Raw genomic sequence first — 17554 nt, 5'->3', positions numbered from 1 at the left:
GGATCGAGCCGGGACGTCGGTGCCGCGCGTCGGGAACCAGCGCGCCGGGTCGGCGTCCAGATCCCGATCCACGTACCCGGTCGATTGCGCAAGGGTGAGAGACATGCGGTGAGGCAGGACGAGCAAACACGCGCGCCTCGGCCGACGACCCCGGAGCGGCGCCGCCGAGCCGGGCGTGCCTATGGGCGCGGGGGCCGACGTCGGACCGTAGACTTCGGGGATGGGCGAGCGGTTTGTGGTCAGTGCGCTTGTGTTGCTGGTTCCCGATGTGGAACAGGTCGTCGAGCCCTGGCGGGAGCGCTACGATCCGCGCGTCGCCGAGGGGATTCCGGCGCATGTGACCGTGTTGTACCCGTGGTTGCCGCCCACGGAGATCGCAGCCGCAGACCTGGAGGCACTGGGCGCGATCGCCGGTGCGCAGCCCGCGATGGAGCTGGCGTTCGAGCGGATCGGGCAGTTCCATCGCGGATTGTGGCTGGCCCCCGATCCGGCCGACCCGGTGCTGCGACTGATCGAGGCGGTGACCGACCGCTGGCCGGACTGCCTCCCCTACGGCGGCGCCTACCTCGACGATCCGGACGACGTCGGACCACACCTGACCGTCGCCCTCGGCCAGGACGCCGAGGAACTGCGGGCCCTGGCCGAGGAGGTCACCACCCGCCTGCCCCTCACCACCCGGGTCGCCGGACTCGACCTGGTGGTGGGCGACGAGGACGGCAACTGGTCCCTGCGCGAGTCCTTCCCATTCGCTCCCCGAGGCACCCCGACCCGGGACTAGCGCCTGTCCGGCGGGAGTTGCCGGACAGGACCCGGGTCGCGAGGGGCTTCAGGGTTTGAGCATGAAGGTGAAGTCGGCGGAGAGTTTGCCGGTCAGTCGGACCGCGGAGACGATCTTTCCGTCGGTGATCAGTCGCTCGACCTCGGCTCTGGGCAGGCCGAAACCTTCGGCGATCAGGCGTACCGGCCGGACGGGGATCCGGGCCGCGAACCGCACCGCGACCTCGATCGTCTCGCGGTCCGGGTGAGCCGTTTTGCCGGTGTCCAGGCGCCAGGCGTCGGTCCAGTCGAGGGCGATGCGATTGCGGCGCCGAACGAGCGGATCCTGGAGCAGTTCGGCCGCCAGGCCGAGGTCGTTGGCATGCAGCCGATCGAGCAGATCGGGTCGTACGGAGCGCACGTGCGTTCGCTCCAGGACCGTCAGCTTCGCCGTTTCCCCGCAGGCGGTACAGAGCGCGAGGAGCCAGACGTCGATGAGCTTGTGGTTCGCGTTGACGCGGAATTTGCCGTTCGCCCGCAGGTGCTCGGCCGCGCAGCCGTGGCAGCGGCGGAGGACGAGGGGTAGGCGGGTGGGCATGACCACCCAGGTTTCGAGCACGGGTGTACACCGGTTCCAGTGAGAAGACCGCAGCAAGAAGCAGCGCGGCGCAGATGCGCGACGCGCGACCAACAGCGCTCGGGGAATCTCACACGGTGTACAACGGCACTTCCTTGCCTGGAGGACGGGTCCGGCAGCACCGTAACGGCGCGCGGTGACGCCGTTCCACTCATTTTCCGATGGTTTCCGACAGTGAAAACACCCCGGCCCGGGCCCGTCCGATGATGCGCTGGACGGGCTCCGGGCCGTGTCGGGGTTTTTCGGGCGCGGTGGGTGTCAGCCGCCTTGGCCGGCGCTGCCCATGGGGCCGACGGTGACGGGGGTGCCGGTGCCGTCGGTGACGGGGAGGGTGGTGGCGCCGGGCCAGGGGATGTCGGCGGACTTGGTCTCTCCGGGCGGGGTGACGAGCAGGCCGGTGATGCGGATGCCGGAGCCGCCGGAGTCGTTGGCCGGGTAGTGGATGCCGAAGGAGATGGACGTGTCGCGCTTGAGGATGACGGGGACGACGGGTTCGTCGGTGCGTTCGGCGGAGATGGTTCCGGCGGTGGTCTTGAGGTCGACGCCGGCGAAGCCGGTCATGGTGCAGTCGCCGGCGAGGTTGTCGAGGGTGACGGCGACGGTGCGGTCGTCGTCGCCGTCGATGGTGGCGTCGTCGGCGAGGAAACTGAGGTCGTCGGTGCGGCACTTGGCGGGGCCGCTGCCGGAGTTGCCGGCGCCGCCGGAGGTGGTGCCGGTGGCCTTGTTCGGGGTGACGGTCTTCCCCGAGGCGGAGTCCTTGACGGTGGAGCCGGAGCCGGTGGAGGTGTTGCCGCCGGTGGTCGAAGCGCCGAGTGCGGACGGTTGGGTGACGGTCTGGCCGGCCGGTGCGGCGGCGGGCGGGTTGCCCTGGGCGGCGTTGCCCGAGTCGGTGCCCTGGCATGCCGTCATCGTCATCGCGCCGCCGACGACGGCGGCGGAGAGGAGGAGGGCCCTGCTGCGGTTCCCGAACATTGAACGTCCCCTTGGTGTCCGTTGATCGAAGCCCGGAGCCGGCGAGGCCCCGCGGTGCTTGCTCGATCACTATGACGAGCCCGAACACCGGGGCGATACGGGAGTCGTCGACCCACGACGGCGCCGTCACAGACCGGTGACATGGTCACGTACAGGAACGCGGGCACGCTCGTCCGCCATGGGCGCGTACTGATCGGGCCGCCTCGTCCCGTGCGCGTCGCGGCTCCGGGCACGGCCGCGAACTGCGGCTTTCCACCGCGTCGTTCGGCCGTGACCAGCACGAACAGCGGTTGCCGCCACCGCCGATGGGCGGCATGGATCCCGGTGGCCGGGTCCGCACGCAAGCGGCTCGGACCGTAGTCGCCGGGTGCCACGACGACGGCCGATCCCGCACCGAGGTCCGTAACAACGGTTTGGAACCGGCCGCCGGTCATCGCCTCGCAGCGGGTTCGTCCCGGCGGGAGGCGAGACGCCGGGAGCGGCTTCCGAAACGGTCTAGCCGGCTGCCTGGGCCCTGCGTTGGCGCTTGGACAGCGGGGCCTGGGACAGGTCTTCGGCTTGGGCCCGGAGGTTCTTGTGGCCGTAGCCGCGGTCGCTCAGCCACCGGTCCGCCGCCGCCAACGCTCGCTCCGTCGCCGGGACGATGTCCTCCTCCGCCTCCCCCGAGTCGACGAAGCGGAAGGTGAAGAACGGGCGCGCCGCAAGGTCGTACGTCAGATGCCCCTCGGGCGTGAAGGTCGCCCGCAGCACGTCGTGTTCGGCGGCCCGGGCGAGCAGTTCCGCCCGCTGCTCCTCGCCCAGTCCGTCGAAGGCGCCTCGGACGGTGATGCGGAAGATGCGTTCGCTCATGGGCAAACCCTAGGCGGCGCCTCAACCGAATTTCGGCCGGAAGCCCCGTGCCCCGGGCTCAGCGCTCCTTCGTCCACGACCCCAGGACCATCAGCGTCTTGGTGCCGGTGACGTTTCCGTTGCGCCGGAGGTGATCGATCACCTGTTGCAGGTGGGTGATGTCGCGGACCCGGACATGGATCAGCGCGTCGGGATCGCCGGCGATCGTGTACACCGCCTGCACCTCGGGGGTGTCCGTGGCGGTGCGCACGATCTCGCTCACCGGCATGCTGCCCGGGTAGCGCAGTTCGGTGAACGCCTCGACGCCCCAGCCCAGCTTGGCGTGGTCGATCTGCACGGTGAAGCCGGTGATCACGCCCTCCTCGCGCATCCGGTCCACCCGGCGCTTGACCGCCGCGACCGACAGGCCGATCTGTCCGGCCATCTCGGAGAAGGTGCGCCGCCCGTCCTCGCGCAACATGCGCAGGATGTTGTGGTCGATGCTGTCGATCTCGGCCATGCCCGACGCTCCCGTCCTCGGCGCTGCCCACGCAAAGCATCGAACCCGAGTCCGATCGGCAGGCAAGAATCTTGCGGCCTGTACCCGATCCGCCGCAAGGTGCTTGCGCCGACGACCGAACGGTTCACCTCACCGCCGGTCCCCCCGGACCCTTCCGGACCGTGCCGCACGGCCCGCTACGCTTCCCGCCGGGACCCGAGACCCCGGGTACGACGACGCGTCGACCCGATCGGCGGGAGGGCTTCGCCATGCGCAGGACACGAGCGGATCACCAGGATCCCGAGGACGTCGGCGACCCGACCCACGCACCGGGTCGCGGCCGGCGGAGCCACGGGAGCAGCGACCGGCACCCGCCCGATCCGCCGCACCCGGCGCACCACGGGCACGGCCACGCCCACGCGCACGGGCCCGCATCCCCCGTCTCGACCCGGCTGCGGCGCGTGGTGGCCGCCGTACTCATCCCGTTCGCCGCCGCCGTGGCAATCGGCCTCGTGGTGCTGTGGCCCAGCGGCACACCCGCGCATCCGCGTACGGGCGTGGGCTTCGACCAGGAGACCCGGGACGGACGCGTCACCAAGGTCGAGGAGCTGCCCTGCGCGCAGGCGGACGCCGACGCCTTCGCCGCCGGCAGCGGCCACTCGGGCGACCCGGCCGGCTCCACCGGCGCCGCCGCTCCCCCACCGGACGCCACCCCCGGCGGCGTTCCCTGGCCCCCGCCCACCACCGCGCCCGGCTCGGCGCCCCCGCCCGCCGACTGCCGCCGCGCCACCATCGAGGTCACCTCCGGCGCCGACAAGGGCCGCCGGGTCACCGAGGTGGTCCGGCCGGACCAGCTGCGCCGGTTCTCGGTCGGGCAGGGGGTGGTGCTCGCGTACGCCCCGGGCGCGCCCGAGGACCTGCGCTATTCGGTGATCGACGTCCGGCGCGGCCCGCCGATGCTGCTGCTCGCGGGCCTGTTCGCGGTCGCGGTGATCGTGGTCGGGCGGATGCGCGGGCTGACCGCCCTGATCGCGCTCGCGATCAGCTTCGCGGTGTTGTCCTTCTTCATCCTCCCGGCCATCCTGCACGGGTCGGATCCGCTCCTGGTCGCGGTCGTCGGCGGCAGCGCGATCATGTTCACGGCCCTGTACCTGTGTCACGGCATATCGGCGCGCACGTCGGTCGCGGTGGTCGGCACGCTGGTCTCGGTGGCGCTGATCGGCGTGTTGGGGAAGCTGTTCATCGGGTGGGCGCACCTGACCGGCAACACCTCCGACGAGACCGGACTCGTTCACGCGCTGTATCCGCACATCGAGTTGCACGGCCTGCTGTTGGCCGGCTTCATCATCGGTTCGCTGGGCGTACTCGACGATGTGACGGTCACTCAGACCTCGGCGGTGTGGGAACTCAAGCAGGCCGACCCGACCATGACGGCCCGTCGGCTGTACCGGGCGGGCATCCGGATCGGCCGCGACCACATCGCGTCGACGGTCAACACGCTGGTATTGGCGTACGCGGGCGCCGCGTTGCCGCTGATGTTGCTGTTCTCGATCGCGCGCCGGGACGTGCTGGACGTGGCCACCAGCGAGATCGTCGCGGAGGAGATCGCCCGCACGCTGGTCGGCAGCATCGGCCTGGTCGCCTCGGTCCCGGTCACCACCGCACTGGCGGCGCTCCTGGCCGCGGCCGATCACGGGCCGCCGACGAAGGATGCCGGCGCGCCGGCCGTCACCGTACCGGCGCCCGCGTCCCGGGGCCGCCACCGGGGCCGCTGAGCGCGCGTGGGGCCTCGCGCCGGTCGGCGTGCCCGACCCCACCGTGCGTCCTCTCTCATATTCGGGATATCGTCTCGAATATGAGAGAGGACGCAGACGGAGACGCGGCGACGCCGGACCGTGCCGCCGCCGCACGGGTCGAGGCGCGGCTGGCCGGTCGGCTCACCGAACTCCGGCTGGAACACGGCTGGTCCCTGGACGAGTTGGGGCGCCGGACCGACGTGAGCCGGTCCACCCTGTCCCGGCTGGAGCGGGGTGAGATCAGCCCGACGGCGGCGCTGCTCGGCCGGTTGTGCACGGCGTACGAACGGACCATGTCGCAGTTGCTCGCCGAGGTCGAGTCGGAACCGCCACAACTGGTCCGCGCCGAACGGCAGGAGGTGTGGCAGGACCGGACCTCGGGCTTCACCCGTCGATCGGTGTCCCCGCCGCATCCGAGCCTGCGCGGCGAGGTGGTCGAGGGCACCCTGCGCCCCGGCGCGGACATCGCCTACGACGGCCCGTCCGTACCCGGCCTCGAACACCACGTCTGGGTGCTGGACGGCGTCCTGGAGGTCACCACGGGCGGTCGGCCGCACGAGGTGCGCGTCGGCGACTGCCTGCGCTACCGGTCGTGGGAGCGCTCACGCTTTCGCAACCCGGGCCCCGAACCGGTCCGCTACGCCCTGTTGATCGTCCTGCCCTGACGGAGAGCCGACTTGCACACCATCACCGAACTGACCGTCGACGACTTCCGCGCCGGCATCGCGAACCTGGCCGACCTGCTCGTCGACGTGGTCGCCGGCGGCTCCTCCGTCGGCTTCGTCGCCCCGTTCGACCACGCCGCGGCGGCGGCCTGGTGGCGGTCCCTGGACTCCGCCGTGGCCGACGGCAGCCGCCGGGTGTGGGTCGCCCGGGGCCCGAACGGCGTGGCCGGCACGGTCGGTCTCGTCCTGGACCACAGACCGAACAGCCGGCATCGCGCCGAGGTGGTCAAGCTCATGGTCCACCGCAACGCCCGGGGCCACGGACTCGGCCGAGCCCTGCTGCGTACCGCCGAACAGGGCGCCGCCGACGGCGGAAGCCGCCTGCTCCTGCTCGACACCGAGGCCGAGAGCACCGCCGACCACCTGTACCGGACGGCCGGCTGGACCCGCTACGGCCTGGTTCCGGACTATGCGACCGACCCGGCCGGGAAGCTGCGGGACGGCACCTTCTACTACAAGCGCATCGCCTGATCCCGACCCCGAGCGGTCCGCGCGCCGTGGGCCGGTCGCCGCCTCCCCCCTCCCCGCCTCCCCGACCGGTATCCCCCCGCCGGTGTTGGGGCTGCCCCCAGTGCCCGGCCTGGGGGTCGCCGGATTCCGGGTGGGGGCCGAACTTCCCTACGTTCATGGGGGTTCGGTCATTGCCGAACGGAAACACCAGTCGCACCCCAGGGGGAACGATCACCGTGGACCGCAGGAGAAACCGCACCTTCACCAAGCTGGCCGCCTGTACCGGACTGGCCCTCGGCGCGGTGGCGTCGACCACCGCACCGGCACTCGCCGAGGCCCCGCCGAAGCACCGGGCGACCCCGTCCGCCGCCGGGCTGCCAACCTTCGACTTCGGCGACTGCCCGACGCTGCCCATCGGCGCGGACCCCGACAAGTGGCGCTGCGAAGTACACGTCGCCACCGGGGAGATGCGGCTGGGCGAAGCCGTCGTCCCGATTCGCCCGATGACCATCACGCACGCCGAGGGCCCGCTGCCCGACGGCACCACCGGCCAGGTCTTCGGCGCGCTGCACGCGACCCCGAGCCCGACCTCCGGCGGCCTGCTCGGCGTGCCCGGCCTCCCCGAGCGCGCGCCACTCCTCGGGATGAACGTCGAGACGAAATACGGCGGTTGGTTCGACTTCCTCTCCCACGGCACCTCGGCCGGCGGTCTGGACGTGACCCTGGCCCTGAGCGGCCCGCTGCTGCCGAAGGACTGCTCGATCGGCACCGCCGAGCAACCGATCCGGCTGACCATGATGCGCAAGGGCCCCAACGAGTGGATCTCCAAGGACCCGCCCATCCTCAAGGGCACCCTGTGGGACAACACGGTCGCCATCCCCGCCGCAGGCGGTTGTGGTCCGCTCGGCACGGTGCTGAACCAGCGCAACGGCCTGCCGTCGCCCGGCGGGACCAATTCGATCACCCTGGACGGGCTGTACACGTTCAAGACGTACACCCAACTCGGTCGCTGACCGACGCCCGTCGGCATCGCGTCCGCTCGGCACCGGTCGGGTCGGGTCATTCGGGTCGGGTCGGGTCGGGCACCGTCGTCCTATCCTGATCGGACAACCGCGACCGAGTGTGGGGAGAACGTCGACGTGGATCTGCGGGCGCGGTACCGGGAGTTGTACGAGGCCGGACTTTTCACCGCCGAGTGCGCCGAGGACGCCTACCCCCTCGGCGCACTCGGCCCGGTGCTGCACGCATCGATACGCAGCGAACTCGACGCCCGGAAAAGCGGCATCGACTACTGCGACAGCCGGATGGACGTGGCCGCGGCGGTCGAGGGCCTGGCCGCGATCGCACCGCGCTACGCCGAACTGCGCCGGGAGCTGTTCTCCGACCTGCACCATGTCGGGCGTCCGGCATCGCGGTGGCGCGTGGTGAGCCCCGACTTGGCGGTGCTGGCCCCGCTCCAGGTGTGGCGGCAACCGCCGGCGTACGCCCTGCTGCTGCGTGACCCGGGGACGGGGACCGGGGGCGCCCAGTCGTGGGACTTCATCGTCCACCCGCGCGCCGGGGACCCCCGGGTGCCGGGAACGACGTACACCACGATGGTCTTCCCGGAGGCGGCCTCGACACCCGGATCCGCCTCCGGTCCCGCCGCTTCGGCCGGGCCGCCGCCGCCCGGTCCGGCGTCCGGCGCCGCGCCCGGCTCGACGCCCGGTTCCGGGGCGGCGCGGCGACCGGGCACCGTACAGGTGACCAGGCAACTCGAGGAGCAGCGCGAGCACTACGAACAACTGACGTACGGCTTCGCGGCGTTGGGGCGCCGGGTGCGGTTCGCCGCGCTCAACGACCCCGACGGCGGCCGCGAGCCCCAGGCGCCGAAGGGCTGACCCGCAGACTCGCAACCAATCCCACGGTCGGCGAACCGGGGGATTGCCCTGCCTCCAATTTCTAATGCCCTATAGAGTGTGTAATCATTAGATCGACGGCGCTCGTCGTGAGCACCGAGCCGGAAACAAGGAGCAACGATGGGCACCCTCGCGACACTTCAGACCGGTCATGTCGGGCTGAACGTCACCGACCTCGACCGTTCCGTGTCCTTCTACCGGGCGGTCCTGGAGGTCGAGGTACTGGCCGAAGGCAACGAGGAGAGTCGCCGCTTCGCCTTCCTGGGGCGGGACGGAAAGCTCCTGATCACGCTGTGGCAGCAGAGCGAGGGCACGTTCCCGACTCGGCGCCCCGGGTTGCACCACCTGTCCTTCCAGGTGGAGACCATCGACGAGGTGAGAGCCGCCGAACGGGTCCTGCGCGGCCTCGGCGCGCACTTCGACCACGAGGGCGTCGTCCCGCACGGCGAGCACGGCACCTCCGGTGGGATCTTCTTCACCGACCCGGACGGCATCCGCCTGGAGATCTACGCCCCGTCCGGCGCCGACCCCGCCGACGCCCCCACCGTCGGCGCGCCGACCTGTGGCTTCTTCTAGACCCGCGCAGCATCCCCACCGGCCGCACGCCCCACACCGCGCGCCCCACAACACCACACCGCATACCGCAGATCCGGAGGAATGTCGTGGCAACCGACTACCACCGCGGGGAACGCGCGGTACAGGATCGCGCCCAACTCACGCGCCAGGCCTCGCACTCGCTCGGCGGCATCGGAGACGCCATCCCGCCGGTCGCCGCGGCGTTCCTCGCCGCACAGCCCATGATCATCATCGGTGGCGTGGACGCGGCCGGCCGGATCTGGTGCTCACAGCTGACCGGCGATCCCGGCTTCCTGTCCGCTCCCGATCCATACACACTCACCATCGACGCCCGGCCGCTCGCCGAGGACCCGCTCGCGAATCTCCTCGGCGAGCCGGCCCGGGTCGGGACGATCGCCATCGAGCCGGCGTCCCGACGCAGGATGCGGATCAACGGCCGCTCCACGCCGGTGCCCGGCGGCCTGCGCGTACTGCCCGACCAGGTCATCGGCAACTGCCCCAAGTACATCCAGAAACGCGACTATCGCATCCTCGCAGACCGGAACTCCGGTCAGGCGCCAGGCAATCGCACGGTCGCCCGGGGCACCGCGCTCACCTCGGCCCAGCAACGATCCCTGCGCGCCGCCGACACGTTCTTCGTGGCCACCGCCGACGAACTCGGCAACACCGACGCCTCGCACCGAGGCGGCAACCCGGGCTTCGTGGAGGTGTTGTCCCCGACCGTGCTGCGCTGGCCGGACTACGTCGGCAACGCCATGTTCCTGACTCTGGGAAATCTCGAACTGCGGCCGGTGGCCGGGCTGTTGGTCCCGGGTTGGGACAGCGGTACGTCCCTGCACCTGTCCGGCACCACCCGCACCCTCTGGGACCACGACGAGGTCGCCCGAATCCCCGGTGCGCAGCGCCTGGTCGAGTTCACCGTCACGGACGTGGTGGAGATCGCCGACGCCGTCCCGCTGCGCTGGAGCACCCCACAAGCCTCCCGCTTCAACCCGCCCGTCCAGGACGTGACTTGAGGCCTCGGGCACACCCGCACACCGTGCACACCCGCACACCCGCACACCGGCCAGGGGGTCGAACCATGCGCATCACCGTCGACATGAACCTGTGCGAGAGCCACGGCCAGTGCGTATTCGCCGCGCCCGACGTGTTCTCCTTCGACGACGACGATTTCCTCGTCTACGAGGCCCAGCCGTCGGACGCACTCCGAGCACACGTCCGCACCGCCGTGAGCATGTGCCCGGCCCGCGCCATCTCGATCACCGACGAGTGCGCGTCGGGCCTCTCCTCCTGAGCGCCACCACTCGCCACGGGCGTAGGCCCGGAACAGCACCCCACAACCGTGGCCCCGCCACATCGCACGACCCCGCCCGGAGCCATCGGCTCCGGGCGGCCGTCTTTGGGCTGCTCTTTTCTGTTCAGGGGCCGTCGCGAGCGAACCGGAATACGACCCTGGCGCATTCATGGCGCCATTGGCTCGCCATGACGCCATGAATGTGCCATGATGACGTCATGGACCTCACACCGTACGTCGACAACCTTCGCCGGGAACTCGCCATCGCCGCTGCCGCAGGCGGCGCCGAGGCTCGGGAGGTGGCCGAACGACTGTCCGCACCTCTGGAGTCGGCCGCCCGGCTCACCCTCATGAACGCGCTGTCGGCAGCGATGGCCGAGGTCACCAGCGAGCTGGCACCGGGTTCCGTGGACATCCGCCTGCGCGGTCTCGACCCCGAGTTCGTGGTGACCACGCCGCCGCCACAGGAGGCGTTCGCGGCGCCGGAAGCGGACGAGCCGGCGCCGAAGACCGTGTCGATGGCGCCACTCGCGGCGCCGGACGGGGACGAGGGCGGGATGGCCCGGATCAACTTCCGCCTCCCCGCCCATCTCAAGGCCAGGGTCGAGGAGACCGCCGGACACGCGGGCCTGTCGGTCAACGCCTGGCTGGTCCGCGCGGTCGCCGGCGCCATGGAGCCCGACGTCCCGCGCGCCCCCGCCCCCGGCCCCCACCGCCATCGCGGCCGCCAGGGCTACACGGGCTGGGCCCGCTAGCCGGGCCCGCTCCGCCGAGGCCGAGGCCGACACCGGGCCGACGCCGAGAGCGGAACCCGGGCGGTGCGCCGGTGCCGACCCACCGCCGCACCGCCCCACGCGCACCCGCCCCCACCGCCGGGCGGCACCCACACCACCGAGTCACCCCGACTCGCACCACCTCGCATCGAGCCATGAGGACGGCACCGCCATGCCTACTTTCGCCACCCCCGAACCCATCACCGCCACCCTCGAGTTCGACATCGGCACGGTCCGGATCACCGCGAGCAAGCGCACCGACACGCTCGTCGAGGTCCGCCCCGTCAACGACCGGGACGAGCACGACGTACGCACGGCGGAGCAGACCGCCGTCACCTGCACCGACGGCAGGCTGCTGGTGAAGGGGTCCAAGAAGCGGTCGCCGTTCGGCAAGTCCGGCTCGGTGGACATCGTCGTCGAATTGCCGGCCGGCTCCGACCTGCGCGGCACCACGCCGTTGGCCGACTTCACCTGCGCCGGGCCGCTCGGCGACTGCCGGCTGAGGACCTCGGTCGGCACCCTCCGGATCGACTCGGCCGCGACCCTGGACGCCCACACCGACCACGGCGCCATCCACGCGGACCACGTCGCCGGCGACGCCGAGGTGAGCGCCGCCGGCCGCATCGAGATCGGTACCGTCGGCGGCGCCGCGACGCTCAGGAACGCCAACGGCGACACCACGATCCGCGAGGTCGTCGGCCGCCTGCACGTCGGCTCGGCCAACGGCCGGATCACCGTGGGCATCGCGCACTCCGACGTCGACGCCAAGTGCGCCAACGGCACGATCCGCCTCGACGAGGTCGCCCGCGGCCGGGTACACCTCCAGTCCGGCTCCGGCGACCTCGAGGTCGGCATCCGCGAGTCCACCGCGGCCTGGCTCGACGTACGGACCCGAATGGGCAGCGTGCGCAACTCCCTCGACGCAGCCCAGGGGCCCGACGCCACCGAGCAGACCGTCGAGGTGCACGCCCGCACCTCCATCGGCCACATCGTGATCCGCCGCGCCTGAATCGACGAGCCACGACCCAAGGGACCCGATCGCCATGACCACGACCATGACCACCGCCACCCGCGACCGCACCCGTACCCTCGCGATCGACGCCACCGGCCTGACCAAGTCCTACGGCGACAAGAAGGTGCTGGACGGCATCGACCTGCGCATCCCCGAGGGCACGGTTTTCGCCCTGCTCGGACCCAACGGCGCGGGCAAAACCACGACCGTACAGATCCTGTCCACCCTGATCACTGCGGACGCCGGTCGGGCCGAGATCGCCGGTCACGACCTGACCGGCGCAGCCGACGGCGTACGCCGATCCATCGGCGTCACCGGCCAGTTCGCCGCGGTGGACAACCTGCTCACCGCCCGGGAGAACCTGATCCTGATGGCGGACCTGCACCACCTCGGCCGGCGCGAGGGCCGCCGTCGGGCCGACGACCTGCTCGCCCGCTTCGACCTCACCGAGGTCGCCCACACCTCGGTGGTCACCTTCTCCGGCGGTATGCGACGCAAGCTCGACCTGGCGATGACCCTGGTCGGCGATCCCCGGGTGATCTTCCTCGACGAGCCGACCACCGGCCTCGATCCGCGCAGCCGGCGGATCATGTGGGAGATCATCCGCGACCTGGTCGCCGATCGCGGCGTCACCATCCTCCTCACCACGCAATACCTGGACGAGGCCGACGAACTCGCCGACCGGATCGCGGTCCTGGACCACGGCACGTTGATCGCCGAGGGCACCGCCGACGAGCTCAAGCGGCGCATCCCCGGCGCGCACATCCGGCTCCGCTTCGCCGACGTGCACCGGCTCGACGCCGCCGCCGACCTCTTCCGCGCCACCAGCCGCAACGACGAGGCGCTCACCCTGAACATCCCGTGCGACCCCGGCATCCCCACCCTGCGCGCCATCCTCGACGCGCTCGACACGGCGTCGATCCCCGCCGAGGAACTGACCGTGCACACCCCCGACCTGGACGACGTCTTCCTCACCCTCACCGGCCGGCCGCAGGTCGACCACGTGCCGGACTCCCGGAAGGAGAACCCGCGATGAGCACCCTTTCCTACGCGGTCACCGATTCGGCGACCATGTTGCGCCGCAACCTGCGACACGCACTGCGCTACCCCTCGGTGACCGTCTCCGTGGTCGCGATGCCGATCGTCATGCTGCTGCTGTTCAACTACGCCTTCGGCAACGCCCTCGGCGCCGGGATCGCCGACTCCCCCACCGGCGACACGAAGTACATCGACTACGTCGCTCCCGGCATCATCCTGATGGCGGCCACCTCCGGGGCCCTGGCCACGGCGATCTCGGTCTGCGTCGACATGACCGAGGGCATCGTCAACCGCTTCCGCACGATGTCCGTGTCCCGGGCGGCGTTCCTGACCGGACACGTCGTCGGCAGCGTGATCCAGACCCTGGTCAGCCTGGCCCTGGTGATCGGCACCGCGCTCGCCGTCGGCTTCCGGCCGAACGCCACGGCGCTCGAATGGCTCGCCGCGATCGGCCTGCTCACGCTGTTGACGCTGGCGCTGACCTGGATCTCCGCCGGCATCGGCCTGGTCGCCAAGAACGTGGAGACCGCCAGCAACATCCCGATGCCGATGACGTTCCTGCCGTTCCTCGGCAGCGCGATCGTCCCGACGGATTCGATGCCCACGGGGTTGCGCTGGTTCGCCGAGTACCAGCCGTTCACCCCGATCATCGAAACCCTCCGAGGCCTGCTCCTCGGCACCGAGATCGGCAACAACGCGATCATCGCCCTCGCCTGGTGCCTCGGGGCCACCCTGGTCGGTTATGTATGGGCGCGCAGGGTGTTCAACAAGGTCCGTTGAGAACCGTGCTCACGAGCATCAGAAACGCCTCTGACCTGGTACTTGCATGGCGAGCTGCATCGCAATTTGCATGGCAACTTGCATGGTGACTCGCACAGTGAGCCGCACAGTAAGTTGCATGGCGATTCGCACGGCAACCTGCACGGCAACGTGCACGGCGGGCTGCACCGCACGACAACCCCGGGCGCCCAACGCCCGCTCCCCGGCAACCGCACCCCCACCCGCCGCACCTGGCCGTCCGACCCGGAACCCCCGGCCGGACGGCCACGCGCATGTCACCCCGAGGCCATCGAGGCCGACTCCCACCCTCACCCGTCCCGCCGCTCGATCACCCACGCCGCGACCGCCACCGCGACGCCGACCCACACCAGGCACACCACGGCCGCCGTCACCGTGGACGGCCGCCCGGCGGCATCCGCCCCGGTCGTATTGCTCAACGCCTGGAACGCCTGCTGCAAGGTGCCCTTCCGCATCCGGCCGGAGGAGGCCCGGGAGGCGTTGGCGGCGATCCGGCGGATCAGCGGCGAGACGATCCGCGAAATGCGCGGCCTGCTTGGGGTGTTGCGCGCGGACGGCCCGGGCGACCGGCTGCCCCGCCGGGGTTGGCCGATCCGCCCGCGCTGCTCGACCGCAGCGCCGAGGCGGGTCTGCGGGTCGCATCGGCCGTGCTCGGCGAACCGGCCGCGTTGCCGCCCGGCGTGGAGTTGTCCGCGTACCGGATCGGCCCGGAGGCACTGACCAACATCACCCGGCACGCGCGCATCGCGAACATACGGGTCACCGTCGACTATCGCGGGGACGCGCGGGCGGTCCGGCGGGAGTGTCGAGCCGGCCCCGCGCACCACGCTGCCCGGGACACCGCGCGAACACGAGGTCCTGGTCGCCGGGGGCCACACCAACCCCGGGATCGCCCGCCGCCCGCACATCACCGAGGGCACCACCGGGACCCACGTGGGCCACTTGCTCACCAAATTCGCCGCCCGCGACCGCTGGTGATCACCGCCTTCCGCGCGGGCCCGGGCCCGAGGCAGGCCCTGTCCGGCGGATCTTGGCGGGGCCCGGCGCGTGGGCGCTCAGGCCCAGGTGGTCGGGTGGGCCTTGGTGTGCCAGGCGGTCACCGCCGTGGCGTCGGTGGGTTCCACGTCCGGCGGGAGGTCGGTGGGGTCGAGCCAGGCCAGGCGGGCGCACTGGTCGGGTTCGGCGTTGGTGGGATCGCCGCTCCAGGCGGCGGTGTGGAAGTACCAGCCGATCACCGGTGCGCCGGTGTCGCCGAGCACCTGCGAGACGTAGGCCGTGCGCAGGTCGGCCGTGGCCACGTCGGTGGCGATCTCCTCTCGGGTCTCCCGGGCGCACGCCTCGATGAGGAGTTCGCCGGGGTCGACCAGGCCGCCCGGGAGCGCGAGCAGGCCATCGGCGAAGCCGGTGTCCTTGCGCTCCATGAACAACACCGCTCCGTCCGCGCGTTCGAGGATGATGGCGGCGTACGCGATGGCGTTGTGGCGGTGGTCGCTCACGTGTCGGTCTCCCCATGGTCGATCCGAGTACTTCGGGGTGCCCCTGGACGCTCCCGGGCGCTTCCGGGCGCTTCCGGGCCGTTCGCGCGATCACCCCGGGGTACACGACGGTGTCGTCGACGGCACGCGGCGGACCGGCGGGACGGACCCGCCCCCGACACGCGCCTGTGCCCGGACCAACGACCGGTGCGGGACGGACGTCACGCCCGACCCCGGTGGGAGGGGAACCGGTTCCGCCTCCCGCGACCTGCGGCGGGAACGAATCCGGCCCCGGCTCCCGGAACCTTGGCGGCGCCTGCGGACGGGGCCCGCCGCTATCCGGTGGGTTCGGTCTCCTCCGGCCGGTAGGGCCAGACATCGTCCGGGAACACCCGTGCGAACCAATGGGTTGTACGTCACGTAGACGCAGGCTGTGCCACCGGCGCGGGTCGGCCGGCTCCGGAACGGCCACCGCCACGTCCGGCCCGTACGCGAACAACCGCTCCTGGCAAACCCCGCACGGGGCGAGCACCCAATACCCCCGGCCCTCGTCGGCGGCGGTCACGCACACCGACGCCACCACGTTCCGATCGAGCTTGTACGCCTCGCAGATCGCCCCGGTCTCGTGGCACAGGCGCACGGCGTTGTTCGGCGGATTCGGCGCGGTGCCGGTCAGGATCGTCCCGTCGTCCAGGCGCAGGGCGGCGGCACCGGACCAGTCCTGTCCGGGAAATCGCCCTCGCGCCAACTCGATCGCGGCGTCGACGAGTTGCTGATCGACGGTCATGCGGACCACGGTACTGAGCGGTCATCGCGCGCCCCGGAGACCCGATCCTTCCGGGGCGCCGGTCGGCTCAGGACTTCCGCGCGGGCCCTCACGCTCCCACGATGCGTTCGACCGCCGCCTCGACGAGGCGGTCGCGTTCGGCCGGTGGGAACACGTCCGGCAGGGTGAGCTGTTCCACGATGAGCCAGTTGAACGCCAGGTACAGGAGGCGGACCGCGGTGGCGTCGCCGGGGAGGCCGGATTGCTCGTGGTAGCTCACGTTGGCCGCCACGTCGGCTCGGACCCGCTCGGTCAGCACCGTACGCAACTCCGGCCGCCGGGTGGCCTCGAGGCGCAGTTCGAGCAGCGCGAGGTAACCGGTGCGGAAGGCGCTGACCCGGTCGACGAGTTCGCGCATCAGCACGGTGTACGTCTCCCGGTCCGGCGTGCTCGCGCGGTGTCGCGCGATGATCTCCTCGCCGGGCTGCAGTCGCTCGTAGACCCGGGCGCCGGCCTGGGTGAGCAGGTCGTCGCGGCTCGTGAAGTAGTTGGAGGCGGTACCGGTCGGCACCCGCGCCTCGACGTCGACCGCCCGAAAGGTCAGCCCCCGGGCCCCCTCCTTGGCCAGCACCTCGATGGCGGCATCAACCAGCGCCGCCCTTCGCTCGTCATTCCTGCGTACCACGCTGACCACTCCATCTGTAGTACTACACCTAACACGGAGAGTACAACGCCGACGCCCCCGAAAACACAAGCGCAACACAGCCGGGCACGCGGCCCCACGGGCAGCCGGCAAAGGGGCGGACAAAGGCCGGCAGCCGGGGAGTCCACAGGCGCCGGCGGCGGGCGCCGAGCGGCAGCCGGCGGGGGCGGAGGGCGTGAGGGGGGCGACCCGGGCAGCGAGCGGGCGGCCGGGCAGCGGGCGGCGAGGACGCCGCAGCGCAGCCGGCGGACGACCACGGACCGGACGGCCACGGACCGGGCGGCCAGGCAGGCGGCGTCGGCGGCGGGGGCGGGCCGAAAGCGGCGGCCAGGCGGGCGGCAGGCGGAGGGGCCGGCCGAGCACGGCCGCCAGGCGGGCGGTAGGCACTCGGCGGCGGAGGGCGGGCGGCGGGGCGGCCGAGAGCGGCGCACAGCAGGCAGCAGTCGGCGGTCTGCCGAGGGGCGCCGCAGGGCAGCCGGCGGACGACTGCAGCGAGCGAGCGGCCGGGCAGCGGGCGGGCGAGGACGCCGCAGCGCAGCAGGCGGACGGCCACGGACC

At 71.7% G+C, this 17554-nt stretch carries 21 protein-coding genes and 1 pseudogene; 14 read left to right on the top strand and 8 right to left on the bottom strand.

Features of this window, described 5'->3' with window-relative positions:
* Positions 1 to 220: 220 nt before the first annotated feature.
* On the top strand, positions 221 to 778 hold the full coding sequence (locus B4N89_RS33470) for a 2'-5' RNA ligase family protein (protein WP_078980213.1): 558 nt from the start codon (positions 221 to 223) through the stop codon (positions 776 to 778).
* Positions 779 to 826: 48 nt separating this feature from the next.
* Here the strand turns inward: B4N89_RS33470 and B4N89_RS33465 are convergent, their stop codons facing one another.
* The 4 genes from B4N89_RS33465 to B4N89_RS33450 form a co-directional block, all read right to left on the bottom strand.
* A complete protein-coding gene (locus B4N89_RS33465; protein WP_078980212.1) occupies positions 827 to 1375 on the bottom strand; it encodes a DUF1062 domain-containing protein in 549 nt (182 codons plus the stop codon).
* Positions 1376 to 1651: 276 nt separating this feature from the next.
* Positions 1652 to 2365 (bottom strand): DUF4232 domain-containing protein, encoded by a 714-nt coding sequence (locus B4N89_RS33460; protein WP_078980211.1) that lies wholly within the window; start codon positions 2363 to 2365, stop codon positions 1652 to 1654.
* Positions 2366 to 2860: 495 nt separating this feature from the next.
* Positions 2861 to 3214, bottom strand: a complete 354-nt coding sequence (locus tag B4N89_RS33455; protein WP_078980210.1) for a DUF6204 family protein — start codon at positions 3212 to 3214, stop codon at positions 2861 to 2863.
* 58 nt (positions 3215 to 3272) lie between these two features.
* Positions 3273 to 3713 (bottom strand): Lrp/AsnC family transcriptional regulator, encoded by a 441-nt coding sequence (locus tag B4N89_RS33450; RefSeq protein WP_078980209.1) that lies wholly within the window; start codon positions 3711 to 3713, stop codon positions 3273 to 3275.
* A 248-nt stretch (positions 3714 to 3961) separates the two neighbouring features.
* Between B4N89_RS33450 and B4N89_RS33445 the strand changes: the two genes are divergently transcribed.
* The 12 genes from B4N89_RS33445 to B4N89_RS33390 all read left to right on the top strand — a co-directional run bounded on the left by B4N89_RS33445 (position 3962) and on the right by B4N89_RS33390 (position 14034).
* Entirely contained in the window at positions 3962 to 5467 is a 1506-nt protein-coding gene (locus tag B4N89_RS33445) for a YibE/F family protein (protein WP_078980208.1), read from the top strand.
* An 80-nt stretch (positions 5468 to 5547) separates the two neighbouring features.
* The gene (locus B4N89_RS33440) at positions 5548 to 6153 is read left to right on the top strand and encodes a helix-turn-helix domain-containing protein (protein WP_078980207.1); all 606 of its coding nucleotides are present in this window, start codon (positions 5548 to 5550) and stop codon (positions 6151 to 6153) included.
* 12 nt (positions 6154 to 6165) lie between these two features.
* On the top strand, positions 6166 to 6684 hold the full coding sequence (locus B4N89_RS33435) for a GNAT family N-acetyltransferase (RefSeq protein WP_078980206.1): 519 nt from the start codon (positions 6166 to 6168) through the stop codon (positions 6682 to 6684).
* A gap of 215 nt (positions 6685 to 6899) precedes the next feature.
* On the top strand, positions 6900 to 7676 hold the full coding sequence (locus B4N89_RS49190) for a hypothetical protein (protein WP_078980205.1): 777 nt from the start codon (positions 6900 to 6902) through the stop codon (positions 7674 to 7676).
* 126 nt (positions 7677 to 7802) lie between these two features.
* Positions 7803 to 8543: a hypothetical protein gene (locus tag B4N89_RS50155; RefSeq protein ID WP_078980204.1), complete on the top strand. Its 741-nt coding sequence runs from the start codon at positions 7803 to 7805 to the stop codon at positions 8541 to 8543.
* 138 nt (positions 8544 to 8681) lie between these two features.
* Complete coding sequence (locus B4N89_RS33420) at positions 8682 to 9137, top strand: VOC family protein (protein WP_078980203.1); 456 nt, start codon at positions 8682 to 8684, stop codon at positions 9135 to 9137.
* Between the two features lie 86 nt (positions 9138 to 9223).
* Positions 9224 to 10153: a pyridoxamine 5'-phosphate oxidase family protein gene (locus tag B4N89_RS33415; RefSeq protein ID WP_078980202.1), complete on the top strand. Its 930-nt coding sequence runs from the start codon at positions 9224 to 9226 to the stop codon at positions 10151 to 10153.
* 65 nt (positions 10154 to 10218) lie between these two features.
* Positions 10219 to 10431, top strand: coding sequence for a ferredoxin (locus tag B4N89_RS33410; protein ID WP_078980201.1), 213 nt, complete (start codon positions 10219 to 10221; stop codon positions 10429 to 10431).
* A 218-nt stretch (positions 10432 to 10649) separates the two neighbouring features.
* On the top strand, positions 10650 to 11186 hold the full coding sequence (locus B4N89_RS33405) for a hypothetical protein (protein WP_078980200.1): 537 nt from the start codon (positions 10650 to 10652) through the stop codon (positions 11184 to 11186).
* Positions 11187 to 11376: 190 nt separating this feature from the next.
* On the top strand, positions 11377 to 12213 hold the full coding sequence (locus B4N89_RS33400; RefSeq protein WP_078980199.1) for a DUF4097 family beta strand repeat-containing protein: 837 nt from the start codon (positions 11377 to 11379) through the stop codon (positions 12211 to 12213).
* A 34-nt stretch (positions 12214 to 12247) separates the two neighbouring features.
* Positions 12248 to 13252, top strand: coding sequence for an ATP-binding cassette domain-containing protein (locus B4N89_RS33395; protein WP_235619063.1), 1005 nt, complete (start codon positions 12248 to 12250; stop codon positions 13250 to 13252).
* On the top strand, positions 13249 to 14034 hold the full coding sequence (locus B4N89_RS33390; protein WP_078980198.1) for an ABC transporter permease: 786 nt from the start codon (positions 13249 to 13251) through the stop codon (positions 14032 to 14034). Before B4N89_RS33395 ends, B4N89_RS33390 begins: the two co-directional genes overlap by 4 nt.
* A gap of 308 nt (positions 14035 to 14342) precedes the next feature.
* Here B4N89_RS33390 and B4N89_RS33385 read toward each other — a convergent pair whose 3' ends face one another.
* Entirely contained in the window at positions 14343 to 14789 is a 447-nt protein-coding gene (locus B4N89_RS33385) for a hypothetical protein (RefSeq protein WP_078980197.1), read from the bottom strand.
* Between the two features lie 34 nt (positions 14790 to 14823).
* Between B4N89_RS33385 and B4N89_RS53440 the strand changes: the two genes are divergently transcribed.
* The gene (locus tag B4N89_RS53440) at positions 14824 to 15030 is read left to right on the top strand and encodes a response regulator transcription factor (protein WP_107504197.1); all 207 of its coding nucleotides are present in this window, start codon (positions 14824 to 14826) and stop codon (positions 15028 to 15030) included.
* A 77-nt stretch (positions 15031 to 15107) separates the two neighbouring features.
* Here the strand turns inward: B4N89_RS53440 and B4N89_RS33380 are convergent, their stop codons facing one another.
* The 3 genes and pseudogenes from B4N89_RS33380 to B4N89_RS33370 all read right to left on the bottom strand — a co-directional run bounded on the left by B4N89_RS33380 (position 15108) and on the right by B4N89_RS33370 (position 16978).
* Entirely contained in the window at positions 15108 to 15548 is a 441-nt protein-coding gene (locus B4N89_RS33380) for an NUDIX domain-containing protein (protein WP_078980196.1), read from the bottom strand.
* A 445-nt stretch (positions 15549 to 15993) separates the two neighbouring features.
* A pseudogene (locus tag B4N89_RS53435) lies at positions 15994 to 16314 on the bottom strand (cytidine deaminase); the annotation flags it as partial.
* Between the two features lie 88 nt (positions 16315 to 16402).
* Positions 16403 to 16978 (bottom strand): TetR/AcrR family transcriptional regulator, encoded by a 576-nt coding sequence (locus B4N89_RS33370; protein WP_078980697.1) that lies wholly within the window; start codon positions 16976 to 16978, stop codon positions 16403 to 16405.
* Positions 16979 to 17554: the final 576 nt, after the last annotated feature.

The organism is Embleya scabrispora, from assembly GCF_002024165.1.
GTDB classification, from domain to species: domain Bacteria; phylum Actinomycetota; class Actinomycetes; order Streptomycetales; family Streptomycetaceae; genus Embleya; species Embleya scabrispora_A.
This window is presented reverse-complemented; position numbering and strand designations above follow the sequence as displayed.